Here is an 18,807-nt window from a genome sequence, read left to right on the forward strand (position 1 = left end):
TGGATCACGGCCTGGCGCGCCATGGGGGAGTTTCCACGTTGGTCGCCGCACGGAGCAGCCACTCGACCGGGCCGTACCGATGGGTTCGCATCCACCCCGCGCTAGCGACGAGCTGCGCGGCGAAGATCGCGATGGCGATGCCCAGCACCGCGAGTGGCGGCACCGTCCCTACCAGGCCGAATCCCACGCCGGTGAAGAGGACTACGCAGATCAGCGACTGGCCGAGGTAGTTGGACAGTGCCATGCGCCCGGCGGGGGCGAGCAACTCGGCTATCGTCGTTCCCCACGCTGTGTGGCACAACCGGAGCAGGGTCGCGGCGTAGGCGGCGGCGAGAAAGGGTGCGGTCGCGACGCTGATCGACAGCCCGGCGGCGCTGCTCGTACCGCCGAGGGAGGCGAACACGACGCCACCGGCCAGGCCGATCGGGAAGCCGACCAACTGGATCGTCCGAAGTGCTCGGTTTTGCCGCGCGGTGTCGGAGAGTGCGCGTAGCTTTCCCGCCGCCAAGCCCGCCAGAAACGCGGCGAACGCGATCGGGCCCTGCTGGACGACGAGGGCGACCAGCATGTGCGGAATGGCCGCGAGATGTTCCGTGATCAGCGAGGTGATGCCGCCGGACAGGGCGATGGTGCTCTGTTGGCCCTGCTCCAAAGCCTGTGCCTCGTTCACGATCGGAGCGTCGCCGAGCGAGATAGCGCCGAAGAACAGTGCGACCAGGGCGGTGAGAGTTGCGGCCACGATGAGAGCCGTGCGGGGCTGAATTCGATGCACGACGAGCAGAATCAGGCCCAGCACGGCGTATGTCGTGAGGATGTCGCCCTGGAACAGCAGAATCGCGTGCAGCCCTCCGATGACGAACAAGACCGCCAGTCGCCGGAGAAAGCGAGGACGAAATCGTGCTCCACTCCGCTCAGCTGAGTCGAGCTGGAGGGTGAAGCTGTAACCGAACAAGAATGAGAAGAGCAGGTAGAACTTCATTTCGACGAACGCGGTCACCAGCCAGTGCACGCTATGGTCCACGACAGATGAGAACGCCGGATCGGAGACCTGATGGAATGGATATCCCGATGCGAAGTAGGCGATGTTGACGACCAGAATTCCCAGCAGCGCGAAACCACGTAGCGCGTCGACGTCCCGGAGGCGGGATGTTTCTAGCGATGCTAGGTGATGAGACGTGAAGGTCGGTGTCATGACGGCGACACTAAGGATCAGCGGACTCGGGTGGAATCCAGACGACTAGACAATGGAGGGTGGGGGTAGCCCTACCAGCGCTGCGCTGTGTCGAGGATCGCGCATGTCACGAAAAGGGACGCCCATCGGTGAGCGTCCCGTTTCTATCGCGGTCTCAGTTTGCGTTGTTTCCTTGGAGTTCGGCGTGCCAGTTCTTGGTGAACTCGCGGAGGGCGGGCAGGTCGAACTCGTCGCACTCAAGCTGTTGTTGTGCGGTGACGGCTCTCAGCGGGCCGTCCTGGTCCGGTGCCGCGCCCGCGAGCATTCCCGCGCCGTCGGGGCCGGTGATGAGTTTCTTGAGTTCGGCGACCTGGGTGTCGGGCAGAGTGGTGGGGTAGTGGACGAGGACGTAGCCGTCGCCGAGGACGTGTCCGAAGTCGGTTTCGGGGTAGTTCTCGCTTGGTCCGTAGAACGGTTTGGCGGGGTGCCCGCCGCCAGCCGCACTGTAGGTCGTGGCGCGCGGTGTGATGGTGCAGCTGCCGAGGGTCTCGGCGCGAGCGTCGTTGTTGACCCCGGTGAGGGTGAGCGTGGTCAGCACGAGTGCGGCGACGACACCGATGGCGACGAATCCGCCGTGAGTGGCGCGTTCGGCGTGGGTCCAGGTGATGAACCGGGTGAGGAGTTTGCCGAGCACCACCATGACGGCGATCGCGGAGAGCTGGCCGATCTCGATGCCGATGTTGAACGCGATGACGCGGGCGAGCATACCGTCTTCGGGCAATCCGAGGGCTTGGAGCCGGGTGGAGAGGCCAAGCCCGTGGATGAGGCCGAAGCCGAGCACGGCCGTGCCGAACCACGTCCAGCGCTGGGGGCGGCCGATCCAGCCGACGATGCCTACGAAGGCGACGCTGAGCGCGATGACGACGTCGACCGCGAGGGCGTTGATCTGCCATCCGGCCAAGGTCGCGATGATCAGCGTGGTGCTATGCCCGAGGACGAACACGGTGATCAGCTTGGCGGCGCGGCCGAGTTCGCCTGCCAGGAGCACGACGCTGCCGATGAACAGCAGGTGGTCCCAGCCGAGCAGCATGTGCTCGATGCCGAGGGGCAGGAACTCCCACACGTCCAGATCGGCAGCTGAGCCACCAATGCCGTGGGCGAGCGCGACACCCGGCGCGCTCGCGAGCCCGGCGAGCATCACCGCGAACACGGCGGCACATCGGCGCAGTGCGGTCACGAGCAACGGACCCCCTTCTGGGCGAACCACCGCTGCCCCGTCAGCGGTAGCCCCGAGCGGCAGGTGGACGGTACGGGGCCGACACTGTGCCATACGCGCGAGTAACCACCGCGGCGGGCTACGTCGTGTGGTGTGGCTAGCTGGGGATCGATGGGGCTTCGTCGGCGCCGGCGGAGGTGGCCGAGCCGGGTGGCGGATTCTCACGGATGCCGTGGCGCAGGTGGTCGATGTGGTAGACGGCTTCGTCGAGCAGCATGGCGACGTGGCTGTCGTAGAGGGCGTAGACGACGCTGCGGCCGTGTCGGGTGCCGGTGACCAGGCCGAGTGCGCGCAGCAGTCGGAGTTGGTGGGAGACGGCCGAGGGTTCCATGCCGATGGCGTCGGCCAGCTCACCCACGGCGCAGGGGCGCTGCCGCAGTTGGGTGAGGATCAGCAGGCGACTCGGGGTGGCCAACGCCTGCAACGTCGCGGCGACGGCGTCCGCGTCGGCGGCGGTGAGCCGCGCCGGTGGTGCCGCGTGTCCGGGTGGTGTGTGCCCCATACGGGGAGTCTAGTCGACACAAATACTTGAAGATGTCTTCATATATTCTGCTATGGTGGCGCCCATGGGCACGGGCGTTACGACGACGGCGGGGGTGCGGTCGCTGTTCGGGGTGCGGGACTACCGGCATCTGTTCGGCGCGCAGGTGATCGCCCTGCTGGGTACCGGGTTGGCGACGGTCGCGCTGGCACTACTCGCGTACCGGCTGGCCGGGTCGAGAGCGGGAGCGGTACTGGGTACGGCACTGGTCATCAAGATGGTCGTGTACGTGACGATCGCCCCGATCGCGGGCGCCTACGCGGATCGGCTGCCGCGCCGCTGGTTGCTGGTCGGTCTGGATATGGTGCGAGCGCTGGTGGTGCTCGCGCTGCCGTTCGTGACGTCGGTGTGGCAGGTGTATGTGCTGATCGGCGTGTTGCAGGCAGCGTCGGCGGCGTTCACCCCGACGTTTCAGGCGGTGCTGCCGGACATCTTGCCGGATCAGCGGGACTACACCCGCGCGCTGTCGGCCTCGCAACTCGCCGCGAGCATGGAGACGCTGCTCAGTCCTGCGCTCGCGGCCGCGGTGTTGACGGTGGCGAGTTTCCACTGGTTGTTCGCGGGCACCACGGTCGGGTTTGTCGCGTCGGCGATGCTGGTGGCGACGTCGACGATCCCGAGCGCGCGGCCCAGCGACCGCACCGGACCAGTCGATCGGATCGCCGCCGGGATGCGGATATTCGCGGCCACCCCGCGACTGCGTGGCGTGCTCGGGCTGAACCTGGCGATCGCGGGGGCGGGCGCCATCGTCATGGTCAACACGGTCAACATCGTCCGCGACGTGCTCGGCGGCGATGACAACGACGTCGCGCTGCTGTTGGCCGCCAATGGCGTCGGCACGATCGTCGTCGCCGCGTGCCTGCCGAGGCTGCTAGATCGGGTGCCGGAGCGGCCGGTAATGCTCAGCGGTGGGATCGTGCTGAGCGCCGGTGCCGCCGGGGCTGTCGCGCTCTCGACCGTGACGCTCGGCGAAGTCCGGTCGGTGGCGGCGGCCGTCGTGTGGGCGGTGCTGGGTGTCGGGGCCGGGCTAGTGCTTACCCCGGTCGGGCGGGTGCTGCGCCGTTCCGCGCGGGAGGCCGACCGCCCGGCCGTGTTCGCCGCCCAGTTCTCGCTGTCGCACGCCTGCTGGCTGCTCAGCTACCCGATCGCCGGATACCTGGTGACCTCAGCCGGATTCACGATCGGCTGGCTGGCCCTCGCCGCGCTCACCGTCACCGGCACCGTCATCGCCGTCGCGGTCTGGCCGCGCCGCGATCCGGTTCGGCTGACGCACACCCACCCCGCGCCGCCGACGGGCGAAGGCCACCTCGCCGACGCCATCCCCGCCGGCGCATACACCCACACGCACGAGTTCATCATCGACGCCGACCACCCCCGCTGGCCCACGCCACACGGGTGAGAACGCCGCTGACGGTGAGCTCGACGCTCAGTCGCGGCTCGATCGACCCAGGCTGGCAGGCGTCACAAGCCTGCTCGGTGAGCGCGGCACAACGCGATGTTGGTGTGGAGTCCGAACGCCATGCCAGCCGAATCCACATAGGACTGTAAAGCGGAGGCGGCGTCGGCGATGATCGCGGCTCGGGTGGCGGGTGAGAGGCTCGCGATGCTCGGGACGGGCGCGGCGGCGAGGAACGCCTCTACCCACGCCTCTGCCGACGGGAACCGCACGGTGCCGGTGCGGCGTTCGACGTCGATGTCGTCGAATCCAGCGTGTTCGAGGAGTCGTGTGAGTTCAGTGGGGTCGCTGAGCGCGAAGATGGCCGTGATGAACCTGAGTGGGGCGGGGTCGTCAGGTCGGTGGCGTTGCAGCGCCGCGGCGATCGGGGCGTAGCCAGCGTCGCCGTCATCGAGGGCACACCAGGTGGCGATCACCGCCCGGCCGCCGGGTGCGAGGACGCGGTGGAGCTCTCGCAAGGCGGCAAGGCGGTCGGGGAAGAACTGGAGGCCTTGCTGGCAGACGGCGACGTCGAAGGACGCATCCGGCAGGTCGATGCGGCTGGCGTCGGTCTGCCGCCACTCGATGTCGGCGTCGGCGCGGCGGGCGATGGCGAGCATATTCTCGTTGACGTCGAGTCCGCACACGTGCCCGTGTGGCATGACGCGCCGCGCGGCGGCGCGAGCGACCACGCCGGTGCCGCAGGCCAGGTCGAGTACGCGGTCGCCGGGCCTGATGTCGGCGACGTCGATGAGAACGCTGGCCCACGGCTCGAACAGCGCGGGCACGAGGTCGTGCTCGTAGCGTTCGGCGGCTACGGACACGCCGCTCCAGCTGTGCCCTCCGCGACGGCTGGCGGTGTTGGTCGCGGCCGGGTCCTCGTGGGCGTCGTGGCTCATGTGACCAGCATTTGGCGCGCTGGCGGGGGTGGCAAGGACACAATATGAACTACGCCCATCGGGGTTCTCGATGTGAACTAGCGGCGGTCGACGCCGCGGCGCACACTGACCACATGCGCAGCTACGGTCAGTTCTGTCCGATCGCACGAGGGTCAGAGGTCTTTGCCGAGCGGTGGACGCCGATCATCCTGCGCAACCTGCTGCTCGGGTGCCACACGTTCAACGAGATTGCCGCCGGAGCACCCGGGCTGTCACGGGCCCTGCTGACGCGGCGGCTGCGGGAGCTGGAACGAGCGAGGTTGGTGACCATCCGCCCCAAGCCCGACGGCCGAGGCTCACGCTACGAACCCACGCCGGCGGCGGAGGCGATGTGGCCGATCCTCCACGCGCTGAGCGACTGGGCCGAGGAGTGGACTGACCTCACGACCGATCACGCGGACCCTGACGCCGTGTTGTGGTCGTGGGTCCGGTCTCATTTGCGGACTGAGTTGCTGCCGGAGCGACGAGTCGTGGTGCGGTTCGACTTCCACAACCGAGGCCGACGTACCGTGTGGCTGCTCGTGGAGCGGGGCGGCGCGGAGATCTGCCGGTTCGATCCCGGTTTCGGTGACGACGTCACCGTCAGGATCGACGAGCCCATCGCCTTCGCCCGCTGGCACCTCGGCTCCCTCGCCTGGGCCGACGCCGTGCGCTCCGGCGCGATCACCATCGACGGCCCCCGACACCTGCGCCGGGCTCTGCCAACCTGGAATAAGGCTCCCGCTCCCCGCACCGCCAAGCACGATCACGGGTGACCGACCGCGGCTATGTGCAGGCCGCAGGTCGTAACTCCAGTCCAGCGACGCCTCCAGCGTGCGCTGCCGCCGGACTCGGCGTCGGCCTCGGGCACCGGCAGGCAGCCCGCTCCGCATCGTCATGGACTCCACCCGACCCGGTCGAGAACGTCGCCGCCGACGTCCGGGTGTGCGCTCGGCGTCGGCAGCGGATCATTTCACTGGTCGCTTGATAATCATGTCCGCTCCGCGCCCGGAACGTTGGTTCGTCGCAGATGGCAGGGCCCATGGGCGTTGTGGCGGCCAGGGCAACGGCAACGCCGTCACGGTAGAGGCCGCCACCCTGCCATGCGCGGCGGGAGTGGTCGGTGGCATTCAGGGCCTGGCGTTCGACTGGCCGAGCGTCGGGGGATGCCAGGGTCGACGCGGCGTAGACGTCGTGCGATCCAACAGCGTGATCAGGCGCGGCCGTGCCAGCGGAATGAGTGTGCGGCGATGGCGGTGGCCACGGCCGTCAGGGCGAGCAGCCACGCGGCGTGGGGGAGTGCTGCGCCGATCGCGCCGCCGAGGCCAGCGCCGTCGGGTGCGCCGTCCCAGCCGATTCGCACGATGCCGGCGATCGCGCCGCCACCGGTGGCCGGTACCCACCAGTCCAGTTCGCCTGGCGCGGTCGTGGTCGCCCAGATTCCGCCGCCGATCACCGCTGTTGTCGCGGGCAGCAGGGTGACCGATGTTGCTTCGACGGTCCGGGTGCACGCGGCGGTCACGCAGGCGAGCGCGCACCCGAACGCGCCACCGAGCACAACCGCGATCCCGAGGACGAGCGGCCGGTCCGGCGCGCTGCCTGTGGCGTACGCGGTCATGGCGAGCAGCAAAGTCGCCTGGCCGGTGAACAGAACCAGCGCCGGGGTGAGGGTTCCCGCGAGGATGGCTGTGTTCGTGGCGGTCGACAGGCGCCACCGTTCCAGCACGTGCTGCCCGCGTCGCGCGACCAGCGTCGTGGTGGCCACACTCAGTATGGTGAACGCGATCAGCACAAGCAGTTGCAGGACAGCGCCGAACGACGCGAACTTGCCAGGCGGGTCTGAGACGATCCACAGTATGCCTAGGGCAAACGGAACGAGTACCGCGTTCACCAGCGCCGTACGGTTGCGGGTGAGCATGACTAGTTCGGCTCGCGCGAGTGCGACGGTCGTCATCATCGGGACACCTCCTCGGGCGTTGTGGTGCTGACCTCATGAAAGACGTCAGCCAGTGTGGGCAGGCGGCGCGCTGCCAGTACCTCGTCGAGGGGTCCTGAGACCGCGACGCGGCCCCGATGCAGGATGGCGAGCCGATCCGCGAGCGTGGCGGCTTCCTCCAGGTAATGAGTGGTCAGCAGGATGCTCGTGCCGCGCCGCAGGAAGTCGCGCAGCAGGTCCCACGTGTCCGTTCTCGTCTCCGGATCGAGTCCGCTGGTTGGTTCGTCGAGCACAAGCAACTCGGGGTCGGTGGCCAACGCGGTGGCCAGGTCGAGCCTTCGGCGCTCTCCACCGGACAGCCTGCCGATGCGCACGTCACGACGATGCGCGAGGCCCACGCACGCGAGGTTGTCGTCCGAGGGGATGTGCGTGGACGCCGCGTCGGTCAACCGGTTCCACAGGCGGAGGAACTCCAGCGGTGTCAATTCCTGCGGCAGCGCGGACTCCTGGAGCACGATGCCGACTCGGGCAGTGACGTCGCGACGTTGCCGCCACGGGTCCATTCCGAGCACCCGCACCGAGCCACCGCCGGGCTGGCACCTGCCTTCCAGCACGTCCAGGGTGGTGGTCTTGCCTGCACCGTTCGTGCCGAGCAGAACGAACAGTTCGCCGGAGTGCACGTCGATGTCAACGCCCCGCAGTGCCTCGAACGAGCCGTAGTCGTAGCGCAGGCCACGTACGTGCACGGCGGGTGAGTGTGTTGTCGTCATAACGGCGACGATGCTGCTCACACGCTTCTGGTGGCAGTGTCACAACCGCGTGACTTCTCGTGAGTCCGGCACGCGAATCGATGACAGATGGCACCGGTGCCCGAGACGTCGGGTGCGGCATCATGACGGGAATGACGGATTCTGCGGGCAACGTCGAGCGAGTGCGGCGCCTGACGTGGTGGTCCTCGGTTGGGCTCGCCGTCGCGTTCGGTGTTGGGCTGGTTGCCTCGATCGTGACCACCGAACCGAGCGTCACGCTGGCCGCGATCGCCGTCGCGGGCACGGTCGCGGGTTCGGCCGGTGCCGCGTCTCTGCTACATCTCCGTCTCGCGGCCGACGCTGAACGCGGCCTCGCGTTCGTACCCGCAGCGTTGGCAGTCGCGGGCGCGCTGATAGTCACGGTCGCGTCGCAGTGGGCCACGGGCAGTCCCACTCTCACCTGGGCGGTCGTGGCGGGCGTCGTGATCGGTGCGATTGCGTGCGCAGCGCCGTCGCGCTGGCGGCCCCGGATCGTGCTTGTGGCGACGGCATCCACGACCACCGTCGCCGTCACCGCACGGTTCCTCGCGCGTGGCGATGTCTCTCTGCCGGACACGGCGTTCGGTGCGGTGCTGATCGTGCTGCTTGCCGTGGCACTGCGCACTGGCGTCTGGTACCTCGACGTCGTAGTCCAGCTCGAACACGCCCGTCGCGTGGAGGGCGAGCTCGCCGTCGCCGACGAACGCCTACGGTTCGCGGCCGACCTGCACGACGCGCATGGTCACCACCTCCACGTCATCGCTTTGGAAAGCGAACTCGCGTCACGGTTGGCCGAGACCGACCCGCAGGCGGCGGTCGCTCGCATGCGGGACGTGCACCAGCACGCACAGAACGCCCTAGCAGAGACCCGGAACCTCGTGCACGGCTACCGCACCACACCGCTGACGACCGAACTGACAAACGCGACCCGGGTGCTGGTCGCAGCCGGTATCGAAGGGCGCCTGCACCCAGGCAGCGAATCAGCTGCGGACTCGGTCCCCAGCGACCGGCGACAGTTGCTCGGCCAAGTCGTCCGCGAAGCCACCACCAACGTGCTACGACACAGCCACGCCGACGAAGCCACCCTGACACTCTGGACCGACGCGGACGGCGTGCGACTACGCGTACGCAACAACGGCGCGGTAGCTCCCGCAACCGAACCGGGCAGCGGACTGGCGACGTTGGCTGAGCGACTGGCCGTATCTGGCGGCGTGCTGGACTGGCACCGCGACGGCGAGTGGTTCACCATCACCGCTCTGCTACCCGACGAGGAAGGAGCGCGGACGTGATCCGACTCTTGCTCGCCGACGACGAAGACCTGGTGCGCGGCGCGCTCGCCGCGTTGCTTGAACTCGAACCGGACATGACCGTGCTCGCGCAGGTCTCGACCACGACCGAAGCCGTGCGCGAAGCCAAAGCGCACCATCCCGATATCGCGGTGCTCGACCTCGAAATGCCTCCGGCGGACGGGTTACGGGCCGCCGAGGACATCCGCGCGGAGCTCGACATCGACGTCGTCCTGGTGACGCGGCACGCACGACCCGGCGTGCTGCGCAGAGCCCTCGCGACCGGCGTCAGCGGATTCGTCCCCAAGACCACACCCGCCACCCGACTCGCGGAGATCTTGCGGGGTATATCGGCCGGGCGGCGCTACGTCGACCCCGACATCGCGGCGTCGGCACTCACCGAACACACCTGCCCGCTGACCACGCGCGAACTCGATGTGTTGCGCGCGGCCCGTACCGGCGACTCGGTGCACACCATCGCGGCACAGGTTCATCTCGCACCGGGCACCGTGCGCAACTACCTCTCCGCCGCGATGAGCAAACTCGGCGTCACCAGCCGTCACGCTGCGGCGTATCGGGCATGGGAAGAAGGCTGGATCTGACCGCTGATGGGAATTGCCTGCTCATCACTACTAGCCAGCGTGGTGTTTGTACCGCTGGCGCAGCCATCGCGGCCTTGCTGCTGCGATCACACGGTAAGCCAATACTGGCAGGGTCGCCCCAAGTAACCCGGGCACATAACCGATACACAGATCGCGCACCGATTAGGTTTTCGCGCCGCGCCCGTCTATACGTGTGAGATCGACTCACGAAAGGCTGGCATGATGCGGAAACTGATCTTCGGCATGAACCTGACCCTGGACGGCTACATCGCCGCACCCGGCGACGACATCGGCTGGAGCGGGCCGAGCGACGAGCTGTTCCAGTGGTGGCTCGACCAAGAGTTGGCGAGCGGGCTATCGCTGTACGGGCGCAAGCTGTGGGAGACGATGAGCTCCTACTGGCCGACCGGCGACCAGCAGCCCAACGCCACCCCTGCGGAGATCGAGTTCGCGCGGAACTGGCGGGACACGCCGAAGGTGGTGTTCTCCTCGACGATCGACAAGGTCGACTGGAACACTCGCCTGGTCACCGGCGACGCCATCGCCGAGATCACCCGGCTCAAGGCCGAAGACGGCGGCCCCATGCGCATCGGCGGTGCGACACTCGCTGGGGCTGCCATGCGGGCCGGGCTGATCGACGAGTACGCCCTGGCCACCCACCCCGTCCTGGTGGGCGGCGGCACGCCATTTTTCACGGCGATGGACAGCTGGCTGAACCTGAACCTCGTGGAGACGCGCACGTTTCCCGGCGGCGTGGTGCTGACCCGATACGAAACGAGGCGATGAGCAGGTGTGATCACAGTGTCGGGGGCAGGTCCAGCCATGGTTTGTCGGTGACGTCGAATCCGGTGAGCTCGGCGATCTTCCCGTCGACGATGTGCAGGACCGCGATGTTCAATAACCGGTACTCCGGGTCGCCGGGGGTGCGGAGGTACAGCACGGCGGCAGGCATGCGGTTGACCGTCGTGGCGACACAGCGCCAGTCGTCGTAGCCGCGCTGGAAGAGCCCACCGGAGATCCAGCCGTCCACCGCGTCCTTGGCCGTCGTGATCACGGTGCCCGGCTCGGGCAGCATCGCGAACCGCAGGTCGTCGCGCAGCAGGGACGTCAGCCCGTCGAGGTCGTTGCGCTCATGGGTGTCGATGTACGACTTCACCACGCCGCGCTCGTCATTCGACAGCTCGTGGGTGGCGGGGCTCCGCCAGTCGTGACGGCGCTCGGGCAGTTGCTCGCGCATCGTCACGCGCGCCCGCTGCAGCGCGCTGGTCACCGATGCGACGGTCAGCTCAAGGGCGTCGGCAGCCTTCGACGCCGGCCAGCCGAGGACATCGCGCAGGATGAACACCGCCCGCTGCCGTGGCGGCAGGTGCTGGACGGCGACGATGAACGCCAGCTCGATCGTCTCCCGCGCCACCACCGATTCCTGCGGGTCCTCGGGGAGCATCCGGTCGGGATACGGCTGCAGGTACGGCAGCTCGGAGCCGGAGTCCGACAGCTCGGTCGGTACGGGTGTGCGGTCATTGCGCTTCTCCAGGAAGTCGAGGCAGACGTTCGTCGCGATCCGGTACAGCCAGGTCCGCAGCGCAGCGTGGCCCTTGAACGACTCCCGCTTGCGCCACGCTCGCAGGAACGTCTCCTGCGTCATGTCCTGGGCGTCCTCGTAGTTCGCGAGCATCCGGTAGCAGTGCACCTGCAGCTCACGCCGGTGGCGCTCCGTGATGAGCGCGAACCGCGTCGTATCGCCTGAGCGGACCGCCGCGATGGACGTGGCCTCGTCGGCGCCCAGCGGTCTAGCGTCGGTCATGGTCATCAATCCTTCCACCGGTTGCGAGGGCACTACCAGAACTGACGACGTAGCGGAGGATTTCTGATCGCGGATGCCGTTGCCCGTATGTGGCGCAACGTGCGGGTGCGCCTGACCCACTAGGCTTGAATTATGCCAACTGATCTCCAGCTGAAGACGATGAACGCCGGGCACCGACTTCTGCTCAAACTCACCGGGGGCAGGCTCGGCCGCACGATCGCGGGTATGCCGTCGCTGGAGCTGATCACGATCGGCCGGAAGTCCGGTGAGCCACGATCGGTCATGCTCACCGCGCCCATCGTCGACGGCGACACCATCGTCGTCGTGGCGTCCCGAGGCGGGGACCCTACCCATCCAGCGTGGTTTCTCAACCTGCGCGACAACCCCGCTGTCGAGGTGTCGTTGCAGCAAGGGCCACGACACCCGATGAAGGCCAGGATCGCCAGTGCGGACGAGCGGGCCGCGCTCTGGCCGCGTGTGGTGGAGGCATACCGGGGCTACGCGAGCTACCAGCGCAAGACCACGCGTGAGATCCCGCTCGTGCTACTCACGTAGGCGCGGCCTTGTGATCGTACCGCTGTTTCCAGTTTGCCCCCGACGTTACTGATCGTCGGCGGCCGTGAGGCGAGCGGATCGGCGACCCGCCTTATGCGGTCACGGTCAGTTCGGCAACCAGCCCGAGGCCGGTGGGCGTCAGCCGCGCCGGCACCCGCTGGCCGACCTGGCCGGGGTGGGACGGGTAGACGAGGCCGTGATGGGTTAGCTCGTGCGCGGCGAACTGGTCGCAGCAGGGCAGTCCATCGATGAACAGATCGGGTTCGGCGCTGCAGGTCATAACAGCTCGGCCTGCCGCGACCGCACGCAACATCGCGACCGTCCGATGGGAATAGGCGACCTGGTCCACATCGCCATCGTCGTAGCTCATGACGCCTCCCCGGCCACACCGAACTGCTGTCTGCGGTCGGAACATAAGCCCGGCATGGCAGGGAGCGGCAGAGGCGAACTCCCTGCGGTCGTACGACCTCGGACCTCTGATCAACACCCAAGAAGTCCTCGGAGAGCCGGTAGCAATGACCCTCGGTCCGAGACTCGGTGAACCTGCCGACCCGGCGGCGGGCCTGTGCGTGCTGGTCGCCGATCGCTGGCGGGGGTCTTGACCGTTCGGGTTGACCTGGCGGTCACTTGCTGGCCGGGTCATTCGGCCCTTGTTGGCCGGTCGGGCTGGCGGGTTCGGTGGCGGGTATGGACACGCAGCACGCCACCAGGTTGGACTTCGCCACGGCCATGACCCGTGCCTCAGGCATTCACCCGCGTTCGCCAGCAGGTAGCTGACGCACCCTGCTCGATGGTCTATTCGTGCAGGTCGGGTTCGTCGCAGTGGTCGGCGATCGCGGTCCTGGCGGCGTGTTCGAGTGCGACGGCGGCGTCCCACCCGGTGCCGGTGGGGTGGAGGGGTTCGCCGACGACGAGGTGGATCGCGCCGCGGTGGATGACGGTGCCGTGGTCGGGCCGCATCATGGCACGGGTGCCGGAGATCGCGACGGGCACGACGGGTTGGTGTGCGTGTGCGGCGATGACGAACGCGCCCATGTGGAACGGTCGCAGGCCCGTCATGGGGGAGAGGCGTCCTTCCGGGAATATCACTAGCCGTTCTCCAGCGCGGACGTCGTCGATGAGCCGCTGGGTGTCGGCGACGCTTTGCAGGTGTTGGGTGCGTTCGATGAAGCGGGTTCCGGTGCGCCGCAGGACGATGCCGATGAACGGTTTGTGTTCGAAGACCTCTCCGGCGACGAAGGTGTATTGGCCGGGGAGCGCTGCGGTCATCGCGATGCCGTCGAGGAAGCTGGCGTGGTTGGCGACGACCACGCACGCCGGGGTGTCGGCGAGGTGGTCGGTGCCGTCCACGGTGATCGGGGTTCCGGTGAGGTGGGCGAGAGCGCGGGCGGCCGAGCGGACGACGGCGCGGCGGGCCGCGAGGCTGGGCAGCACCGAGAGCGCGATCAGTGTGGGTGCCCCGATCAGGGCGAGTAGCGACCAGCACCAGGCGGCGAACGCCACCGTCGAGGCGGCGCGGCTGGTGCGGCGCAGCCTCGGCAGCACTCCGTGCGCGGCGAACCGGGCGAGTTGCCACCATACGGGTTGGCGGCGTTCGGCATGGCCACGCTCGTAGTGTTCGCGGGTTGCGGCGCGCCGGATCTTGCCGCTGGAGGTCTTGAGTACCGTTCCCGGTGGTGCGAGGGCGATGTCGTCGGGAGGTGTGCCGAGCAGGTCGACGCTGACGCCGGTGATCCCGTTGCGTAGGTCGGCGAGTTGGTGGGGGTCGGTGTGCCGGGTTTCGGCCAGCACCACGAGTCGTTCGGTGGCGTCGCGGCCGGAGGTGGCGAACACGGCGACGCAGCCGGCGCGGATTCCGGGGATGTCGCCGACGGCGCGTTCCAGTTCTTCGGGGTGCAGGTTTCGGCCGGCGCGGATGATGAGGTCCTTGATGCGACCGGTGACGTACAGTTCGCCGTCGTCGAGGTAGCCGAGGTCGCCGGTGTCCAGCCAGTCGTGCCGGATGAGCGCCCTGCTCGCGACGGGGTTGCGGAAGTACCCTGCTGTGGCCGAGGCGCCGCGGAACTCGATGCGGCCCTCCCTGCGGTCGCCCAGCGGGTTGCCTGCCGGGTCGACCACCTGGATCTGGTGTCCGGGGATGGCCCGGCCGCAGGCGACGAATCGCAGCGGGTCGGGGTCGTCGTCGGCGGCTGGGGCGGCGCGGCCGGTGCGTAGGAAGGCGTCGCGTGTTACGCGGTCGATCATCGGCCCGCGGCCGATCGGAGGGAAGGCGAGCCCCACGCAGGACTCGGCCAGCCCGTATACCGGGGCCAAGGCCTCGCGCCGGAGTCCGTAGCGGGCGAACCGCTCGGCGAACCCGGTCATCGTGTCGGCCTGCACCGGCTCGGCGCCGTTGTAGAGCATGCGCACCGAGGCGAGGTCGAGGCCGTCGAGTTCGGCGTCGGTGGTCTTGCGCAGGCACAGCTCGTAGGCGAAGTTCGGGGCGGCCGACAGCGTGCCGCGGTGGGTGTGCAGGGCCCAGAGCCAGCGGGCGGGCCTGGTCAGGAAGTCCAGTGGTGACATCACCGCCAAGGGCACCCCGTAGTACATCGTGGCCAGCCAGGCGCCGATGAGGCCCATGTCGTGGTAGAGCGGCAGCCAGCTCACGAAAACGTCCTGAGTGGATACGGCGGCCGCCTCGCCCATCGCGCGGATGTTCGCCAGCAGGTTCTGGTGGGTGAGCATGACGCCCTTCGGGTCGCCGGTGCTGCCGGAGGTGTACTGCAGCAGCGCGAGGTCGTCCGGGTGGCGTGCGACCGCGACGGTGTCGCCGGAGCCGGTGAGCTGGTCCGGTGTCAGCACATGGCGCAGCGGCTCGACCTGGCCGCGGACCAGCCGGGCCAGCCGGACGGCCTGCGGATCGCTGACGAGGACTCGCGCTTGCGCGTTGGCCAGGATGCCGACCTGTCTGCGCAGATGCGCCGCCAACTGCGCGGGCCGAGCGGGCGGGTAAACCGGCAGCGGGACGCCCCCGGCGAGCAACACCCCGGCGAACGTGGTGAAGTACTCCCGCCCGGTGGGCAGCATGATCGCGGCCGCATCGCCCGGACGCAGGTCGTGGGCGAGCAGACCCGCCGCTGTGGCGGTGGCGTCCCGCCACAGGTCGGCATAGGTGACCAGCTGCTGGCTGCTGTCGGACAGTATCCGCAGATGCACGCGGTCGGGGTGGATGCGGGTATGCCATCGCAGCGCTTCGACGAGTGTGGTCGTCGCGTCCGGAACCCGTGCGACAGGTGGCGGGGCGGGATGCCGCTCGACGCTGGTGTGATGGCGTTCCCGGCTCGGTGCGGCCCGCACGGCATCCAGCAGGTCTCGCGGGGTCGCGGCCCTGGCGATCACCTCGTGGGGCAGGTCCACACCGAAGGCGTCCTCCAGGCGCGTCACCAGCTCGGTCACGCTCAGGCTGTCCAGGCCAAGGTCGCGGTCGAAGGTACTGTCCAGCGTGACACTCGCCGCGCGTTCGGCCGAATGTCGTTCGGCCACCAGTGCATGGACGACCGCCAACAACCGGTCCTCCTGGCCGGTGGTCGGCATCGGTACCGCAGCCGCCATCTCACACTCCTCACGATGGCTTCGGCGATCTCAGGTCAAGGCCACCCGATTACGTCGCGTTCGGACAGGGGCGAACGTCCCCGCTGGTGCGGGTCTCACGACTGTCGCGCCGCCGGATGGTCCTTCGGCGCCGGTGGTGGCGTCCGGCTGGTCAGCGCGCTGGCGCGTCGCGCGTCCGGGAGCGAGTCCAGGGCCAGGTCATGAGCGCCCACACGGTGAGCACGAGAGCGATCTCCGGCAGCAGGTACACCGGCCACGGCCCGAGGACGTCGAGCACGGCGGCGACCACGACAAACACCGCCAGCACCGTCAGGTGCGAGGGGCCGTAGAGGGTGAACTCGCGCGAGTCCGCGGCGCGCATACACCGAGGGTGACCCACCCATGCGGCCGCGTCCAGGGGACGGCCCGGAACGGCGTCAGCGCTGCCGTAACCGCACTTCGGTGATGGCGTGGCCCTCGACGCCGGTGACGTCGGCGGTCCAGCCGGGCAGCTCGACGCGGTCGCCGGGTGCTTTGGGGATCTCGCCGAGCACGACCAACAGCATCCCGGCGATCGTCGTGTAGTCGCCGGGCGGCAGGTTGGTGATGCTGACGCCGATGTCGGTCAGGTCGTGCACCGGGAAGGTGCCGGGGATGGTGATGGTGCCGTCGTCGCCCCTGCGGGCTTCGATGACGTCGGTGTCGGTCTCGTCGTAGATCTCCCCCACGATCTCTTCGAGCAGATCCTCCAGCGTCACGATCCCGTCGACCGCGCCGTGCTCACCCACCACCAGCGCGAACTGCTGCCGCTCCGCCTTGAACCGCCGCAATGCCTCCGACACGCGCAGACTGTCGGGGAACAACAGCGGCGGTTGCGCCACCCGCGCGACGGTGAGTCCGCTGGTAGCCGGAGCGCCCTCCCCGGCAGCGCCATCTCCGGCGGTGGTATCCCCGCGAGTGGCATTGCTGGCCGAGACCGCAGCGCCCTTCCCGCCGATGAGGTCTCGCAGGTTCACCACCCCGATCGCGTCGTCTAGCTGTCCCGACGGTCCGGCTACCGGGGCGCGGGTATGCCCGGCGTGGGCGAGCTGTTCGCGCGCCTGGTCCAGCGGCAGGTCGCCGGGCAGGGTGAACACCGTCCCGCGCGGTCGCAGCACTCGCCGCAACGGCCGTTCGTGGATCTCCAAAGCCCCGGTGATAATCGTGCGTTGCTCGGCGCTCAGGCCACGATGCGTGGCGACGAGGTCGCGCAGCTCGTCTGGCGACAGCGGTTCCTTCGCCGCATGAGGGTCGCCGCCGAACAGCCGCACGGTGACGTCGGTGGCCGTGCTCAACACCCACACCGCCGGGCGCGACAAGGTCGCCAGCCAGTCCAGTGGCCGCGCCACCACCAGCGCCCATCGCAGCGCGTGTTGCATCGCGAGCCGCTTCGGTGCCAGCTCGCCCAGCACCAGCGTGATGAACACCAGCACCAGCGTGACCAGCGCGATTGCCACCGGCCCCGCCGCGCTACCGAGGAAGCCCAGCAGCGCCACGAGCGGCTCGGCGATCGTCACGGCCGCCGTGGCCGACGCCAGGAACCCGGCCAGCGTGATCCCGATCTGGATCGTCGCGAGGAACCGGTTCGGATCCCGCGCCAGCCGCACCAGCGCACGGCCACCGCCGCTCCCGGCGCGCTCTACCTGCCGCAGCTGCCCCTCCCGCAACGAGATCAGCGCGATCTCGCTGCCCGCGAAGACAGCGTTCAACGCCACCAGCACAGCCAACAGGAGCAGCGTGACCGTCAGACCGTCCATGACCGCCGATGCACCCCACTCTCCTGGCCAAGGCGACGACGATGCTCACGCTAGTCGTTCCCGGCGGCGAGCCCCTGAAACGCCCGGCCATCGGCTGCTGGTCCAAGTTACTGGGGTGGAATGACGTCCGACTCTTGTGGCCGGCCTGCGCATCAGCCGCCGCGCCGGCCACGATGAAACCAAGCTCATGGCCGAGGGACAGTCCCTCGGCGTGAGCGAGGTGCTGATCTTGGCTAGCCAGTCGCGCGCGGTGTTCTCGGCGTGGAAGAGGGGATCGGACTGTGCGGCCATGTGCTGCCTCCTGGATGTCACGGCGTGTCGTTGGGGGAGATCAGGCCGTAGTGGCCGTCGTAGCGGTGGTAGAGCACGCTGCCGCGCCCGCGTTCGGCGTCGAGGAAGAACAGGAACCGCAGACCGGTGAGGGCCAGCCGGGTGATGGCTTCGGCGACGGTGAGCACCGGCGCGGGTTGTTCGCTGAGGCTGACCGGCACGTGGTGTGGGGCGAGCTCGTCCGGTGCCGATGGGGTGATCTGGGCGAGCCGGTAGCCGGTGGATCCGGTGGGGTAGAGGACGCTGTCCTTGCCGGTGGCGGTCTCGGTGAACAGGCAGAAGTCGTAGTCCATCAACTCGAGGTCGGCTGCGGCGTCGTCGATGGTGCTGCGGCTGAAGGTGAACGTCTTGTGTCGGATGATCTCGCGTTCGTCTTCCGGGCGCGGGAAGTAGCTCGGGCGGTGGTTGGGCTCGGAGGCGTGTCGCCACTCGTGCGGCTCAGTCGAAGGCATCCGGCCACGGCGGGCTTCCCAGTGTTCGGCGATGCGTTCCAGCCGGTGCCGTAGCCGCGCTTCGAGCCGGTCGATCGCCTCGCGGGCGGTCGGGCCGGTGACTTGGGCGCGCACCAGCCGTCCGTTGACGTCCAGGTTGGCCTGTGCGATCACCGGCTGGGACACGGCCGGGTCGGGGTGTTTGCTCAGTCGTACCCGCGCGAACAGCACTGGTGTTGGCGCGAGGTGCAGCAGCGCGCCGATCTTCTCGCGGGCGTAGTCGTCGGCCCCTGGTAGCTGCCCGTGGCGGACGACCTGGACCTCGACGTCGGCATTGTGGGTCTTCGCGGTTTCCACATCGCGAGTCTC

At 68.6% G+C, this 18,807-nt stretch carries 18 protein-coding genes and 1 pseudogene; 6 read left to right on the forward strand and 13 right to left on the reverse strand.

Annotation, left to right across the window (positions count from 1 at the left end):
• Positions 1 to 4 precede the first annotated feature (4 nt).
• From ACFQGD_RS18005 to ACFQGD_RS18015, 3 genes are all read right to left on the reverse strand, one after another.
• Complete coding sequence (locus ACFQGD_RS18005; RefSeq protein WP_345393301.1) at positions 5 to 1,192, reverse strand: DUF418 domain-containing protein; 1,188 nt, start codon at positions 1,190 to 1,192, stop codon at positions 5 to 7.
• A 154-nt stretch (positions 1,193 to 1,346) separates the two neighbouring features.
• The gene (locus ACFQGD_RS18010) at positions 1,347 to 2,408 is read right to left on the reverse strand and encodes a HupE/UreJ family protein (protein ID WP_345393299.1); all 1,062 of its coding nucleotides are present in this window, start codon (positions 2,406 to 2,408) and stop codon (positions 1,347 to 1,349) included.
• Positions 2,409 to 2,544: 136 nt separating this feature from the next.
• Positions 2,545 to 2,949, reverse strand: a complete 405-nt coding sequence (locus tag ACFQGD_RS18015) for an ArsR/SmtB family transcription factor (RefSeq protein ID WP_345393296.1) — start codon at positions 2,947 to 2,949, stop codon at positions 2,545 to 2,547.
• Between the two features lie 64 nt (positions 2,950 to 3,013).
• Between ACFQGD_RS18015 and ACFQGD_RS18020 the strand changes: the two genes are divergently transcribed.
• Entirely contained in the window at positions 3,014 to 4,387 is a 1,374-nt protein-coding gene (locus ACFQGD_RS18020; RefSeq protein ID WP_345393293.1) for an MFS transporter, read from the forward strand.
• A gap of 62 nt (positions 4,388 to 4,449) precedes the next feature.
• On the opposite strand, the gene ACFQGD_RS18025 is transcribed toward ACFQGD_RS18020, so the two are convergent.
• Positions 4,450 to 5,322, reverse strand: a complete 873-nt coding sequence (locus tag ACFQGD_RS18025; protein WP_345393290.1) for a class I SAM-dependent methyltransferase — start codon at positions 5,320 to 5,322, stop codon at positions 4,450 to 4,452.
• A gap of 113 nt (positions 5,323 to 5,435) precedes the next feature.
• Between ACFQGD_RS18025 and ACFQGD_RS18030 the strand changes: the two genes are divergently transcribed.
• On the forward strand, positions 5,436 to 6,116 hold the full coding sequence (locus ACFQGD_RS18030) for a winged helix-turn-helix transcriptional regulator (protein ID WP_345393287.1): 681 nt from the start codon (positions 5,436 to 5,438) through the stop codon (positions 6,114 to 6,116).
• A gap of 437 nt (positions 6,117 to 6,553) precedes the next feature.
• On the opposite strand, the gene ACFQGD_RS18035 is transcribed toward ACFQGD_RS18030, so the two are convergent.
• Positions 6,554 to 7,297 carry a hypothetical protein gene (locus ACFQGD_RS18035; RefSeq protein ID WP_345393284.1) on the reverse strand — a complete coding sequence of 248 codons (744 nt, stop codon included), beginning with the start codon at positions 7,295 to 7,297 and terminating at the stop codon, positions 6,554 to 6,556.
• 170 nt (positions 7,298 to 7,467) lie between these two features.
• Positions 7,468 to 8,046 (reverse strand): annotated as a pseudogene (locus ACFQGD_RS18040) (ABC transporter ATP-binding protein); the annotation flags it as partial.
• Between the two features lie 131 nt (positions 8,047 to 8,177).
• Between ACFQGD_RS18040 and ACFQGD_RS18045 the strand changes: the two are divergent.
• From ACFQGD_RS18045 to ACFQGD_RS18055, 3 genes are all read left to right on the forward strand, one after another.
• Complete coding sequence (locus tag ACFQGD_RS18045; protein ID WP_345393278.1) at positions 8,178 to 9,353, forward strand: sensor histidine kinase; 1,176 nt, start codon at positions 8,178 to 8,180, stop codon at positions 9,351 to 9,353.
• The gene (locus ACFQGD_RS18050) at positions 9,350 to 9,952 is read left to right on the forward strand and encodes a response regulator transcription factor (protein ID WP_345393275.1); all 603 of its coding nucleotides are present in this window, start codon (positions 9,350 to 9,352) and stop codon (positions 9,950 to 9,952) included. The genes ACFQGD_RS18045 and ACFQGD_RS18050 overlap by 4 nt, the downstream gene beginning before the upstream one ends.
• 222 nt (positions 9,953 to 10,174) lie before the next feature.
• Positions 10,175 to 10,738, forward strand: a complete 564-nt coding sequence (locus ACFQGD_RS18055) for a dihydrofolate reductase family protein (RefSeq protein ID WP_345393272.1) — start codon at positions 10,175 to 10,177, stop codon at positions 10,736 to 10,738.
• 10 nt (positions 10,739 to 10,748) lie between these two features.
• Here ACFQGD_RS18055 and ACFQGD_RS18060 read toward each other — a convergent pair whose 3' ends face one another.
• Positions 10,749 to 11,756: an RNA polymerase subunit sigma-70 gene (locus ACFQGD_RS18060; RefSeq protein WP_345393269.1), complete on the reverse strand. Its 1,008-nt coding sequence runs from the start codon at positions 11,754 to 11,756 to the stop codon at positions 10,749 to 10,751.
• Between the two features lie 132 nt (positions 11,757 to 11,888).
• On the opposite strand from ACFQGD_RS18060, the gene ACFQGD_RS18065 reads away from it, so the two are divergent.
• Positions 11,889 to 12,311 (forward strand): nitroreductase family deazaflavin-dependent oxidoreductase, encoded by a 423-nt coding sequence (locus tag ACFQGD_RS18065; protein ID WP_345393266.1) that lies wholly within the window; start codon positions 11,889 to 11,891, stop codon positions 12,309 to 12,311.
• A 91-nt stretch (positions 12,312 to 12,402) separates the two neighbouring features.
• Here the strand turns inward: ACFQGD_RS18065 and ACFQGD_RS18070 are convergent, their stop codons facing one another.
• The 6 genes from ACFQGD_RS18070 to ACFQGD_RS18095 all read right to left on the reverse strand — a co-directional run bounded on the left by ACFQGD_RS18070 (position 12,403) and on the right by ACFQGD_RS18095 (position 18,795).
• A complete protein-coding gene (locus ACFQGD_RS18070; protein WP_345393263.1) occupies positions 12,403 to 12,681 on the reverse strand; it encodes a hypothetical protein in 279 nt (92 codons plus the stop codon).
• Positions 12,682 to 12,934: 253 nt separating this feature from the next.
• On the reverse strand, positions 12,935 to 13,060 hold the full coding sequence (locus ACFQGD_RS18075) for a hypothetical protein (protein WP_345393260.1): 126 nt from the start codon (positions 13,058 to 13,060) through the stop codon (positions 12,935 to 12,937).
• 46 nt (positions 13,061 to 13,106) lie between these two features.
• Positions 13,107 to 15,902 carry an AMP-binding protein gene (locus tag ACFQGD_RS18080; RefSeq protein ID WP_345393257.1) on the reverse strand — a complete coding sequence of 932 codons (2,796 nt, stop codon included), beginning with the start codon at positions 15,900 to 15,902 and terminating at the stop codon, positions 13,107 to 13,109.
• 151 nt (positions 15,903 to 16,053) lie between these two features.
• Positions 16,054 to 16,263 carry a hypothetical protein gene (locus ACFQGD_RS18085; protein WP_345393254.1) on the reverse strand — a complete coding sequence of 70 codons (210 nt, stop codon included), beginning with the start codon at positions 16,261 to 16,263 and terminating at the stop codon, positions 16,054 to 16,056.
• A 55-nt stretch (positions 16,264 to 16,318) separates the two neighbouring features.
• Positions 16,319 to 17,677, reverse strand: coding sequence for a hemolysin family protein (locus tag ACFQGD_RS18090; protein ID WP_345393250.1), 1,359 nt, complete (start codon positions 17,675 to 17,677; stop codon positions 16,319 to 16,321).
• A gap of 308 nt (positions 17,678 to 17,985) precedes the next feature.
• Positions 17,986 to 18,795, reverse strand: coding sequence for a ribosome hibernation promotion factor (locus tag ACFQGD_RS18095; protein WP_345393247.1), 810 nt, complete (start codon positions 18,793 to 18,795; stop codon positions 17,986 to 17,988).
• Between the last annotated feature and the right edge of the window lie 12 nt (positions 18,796 to 18,807).

The organism is Haloechinothrix salitolerans (genome assembly GCF_042662605.1).
GTDB classification, from domain to species: Bacteria; Actinomycetota; Actinomycetes; order Mycobacteriales; family Pseudonocardiaceae; genus Haloechinothrix_A; species Haloechinothrix_A salitolerans.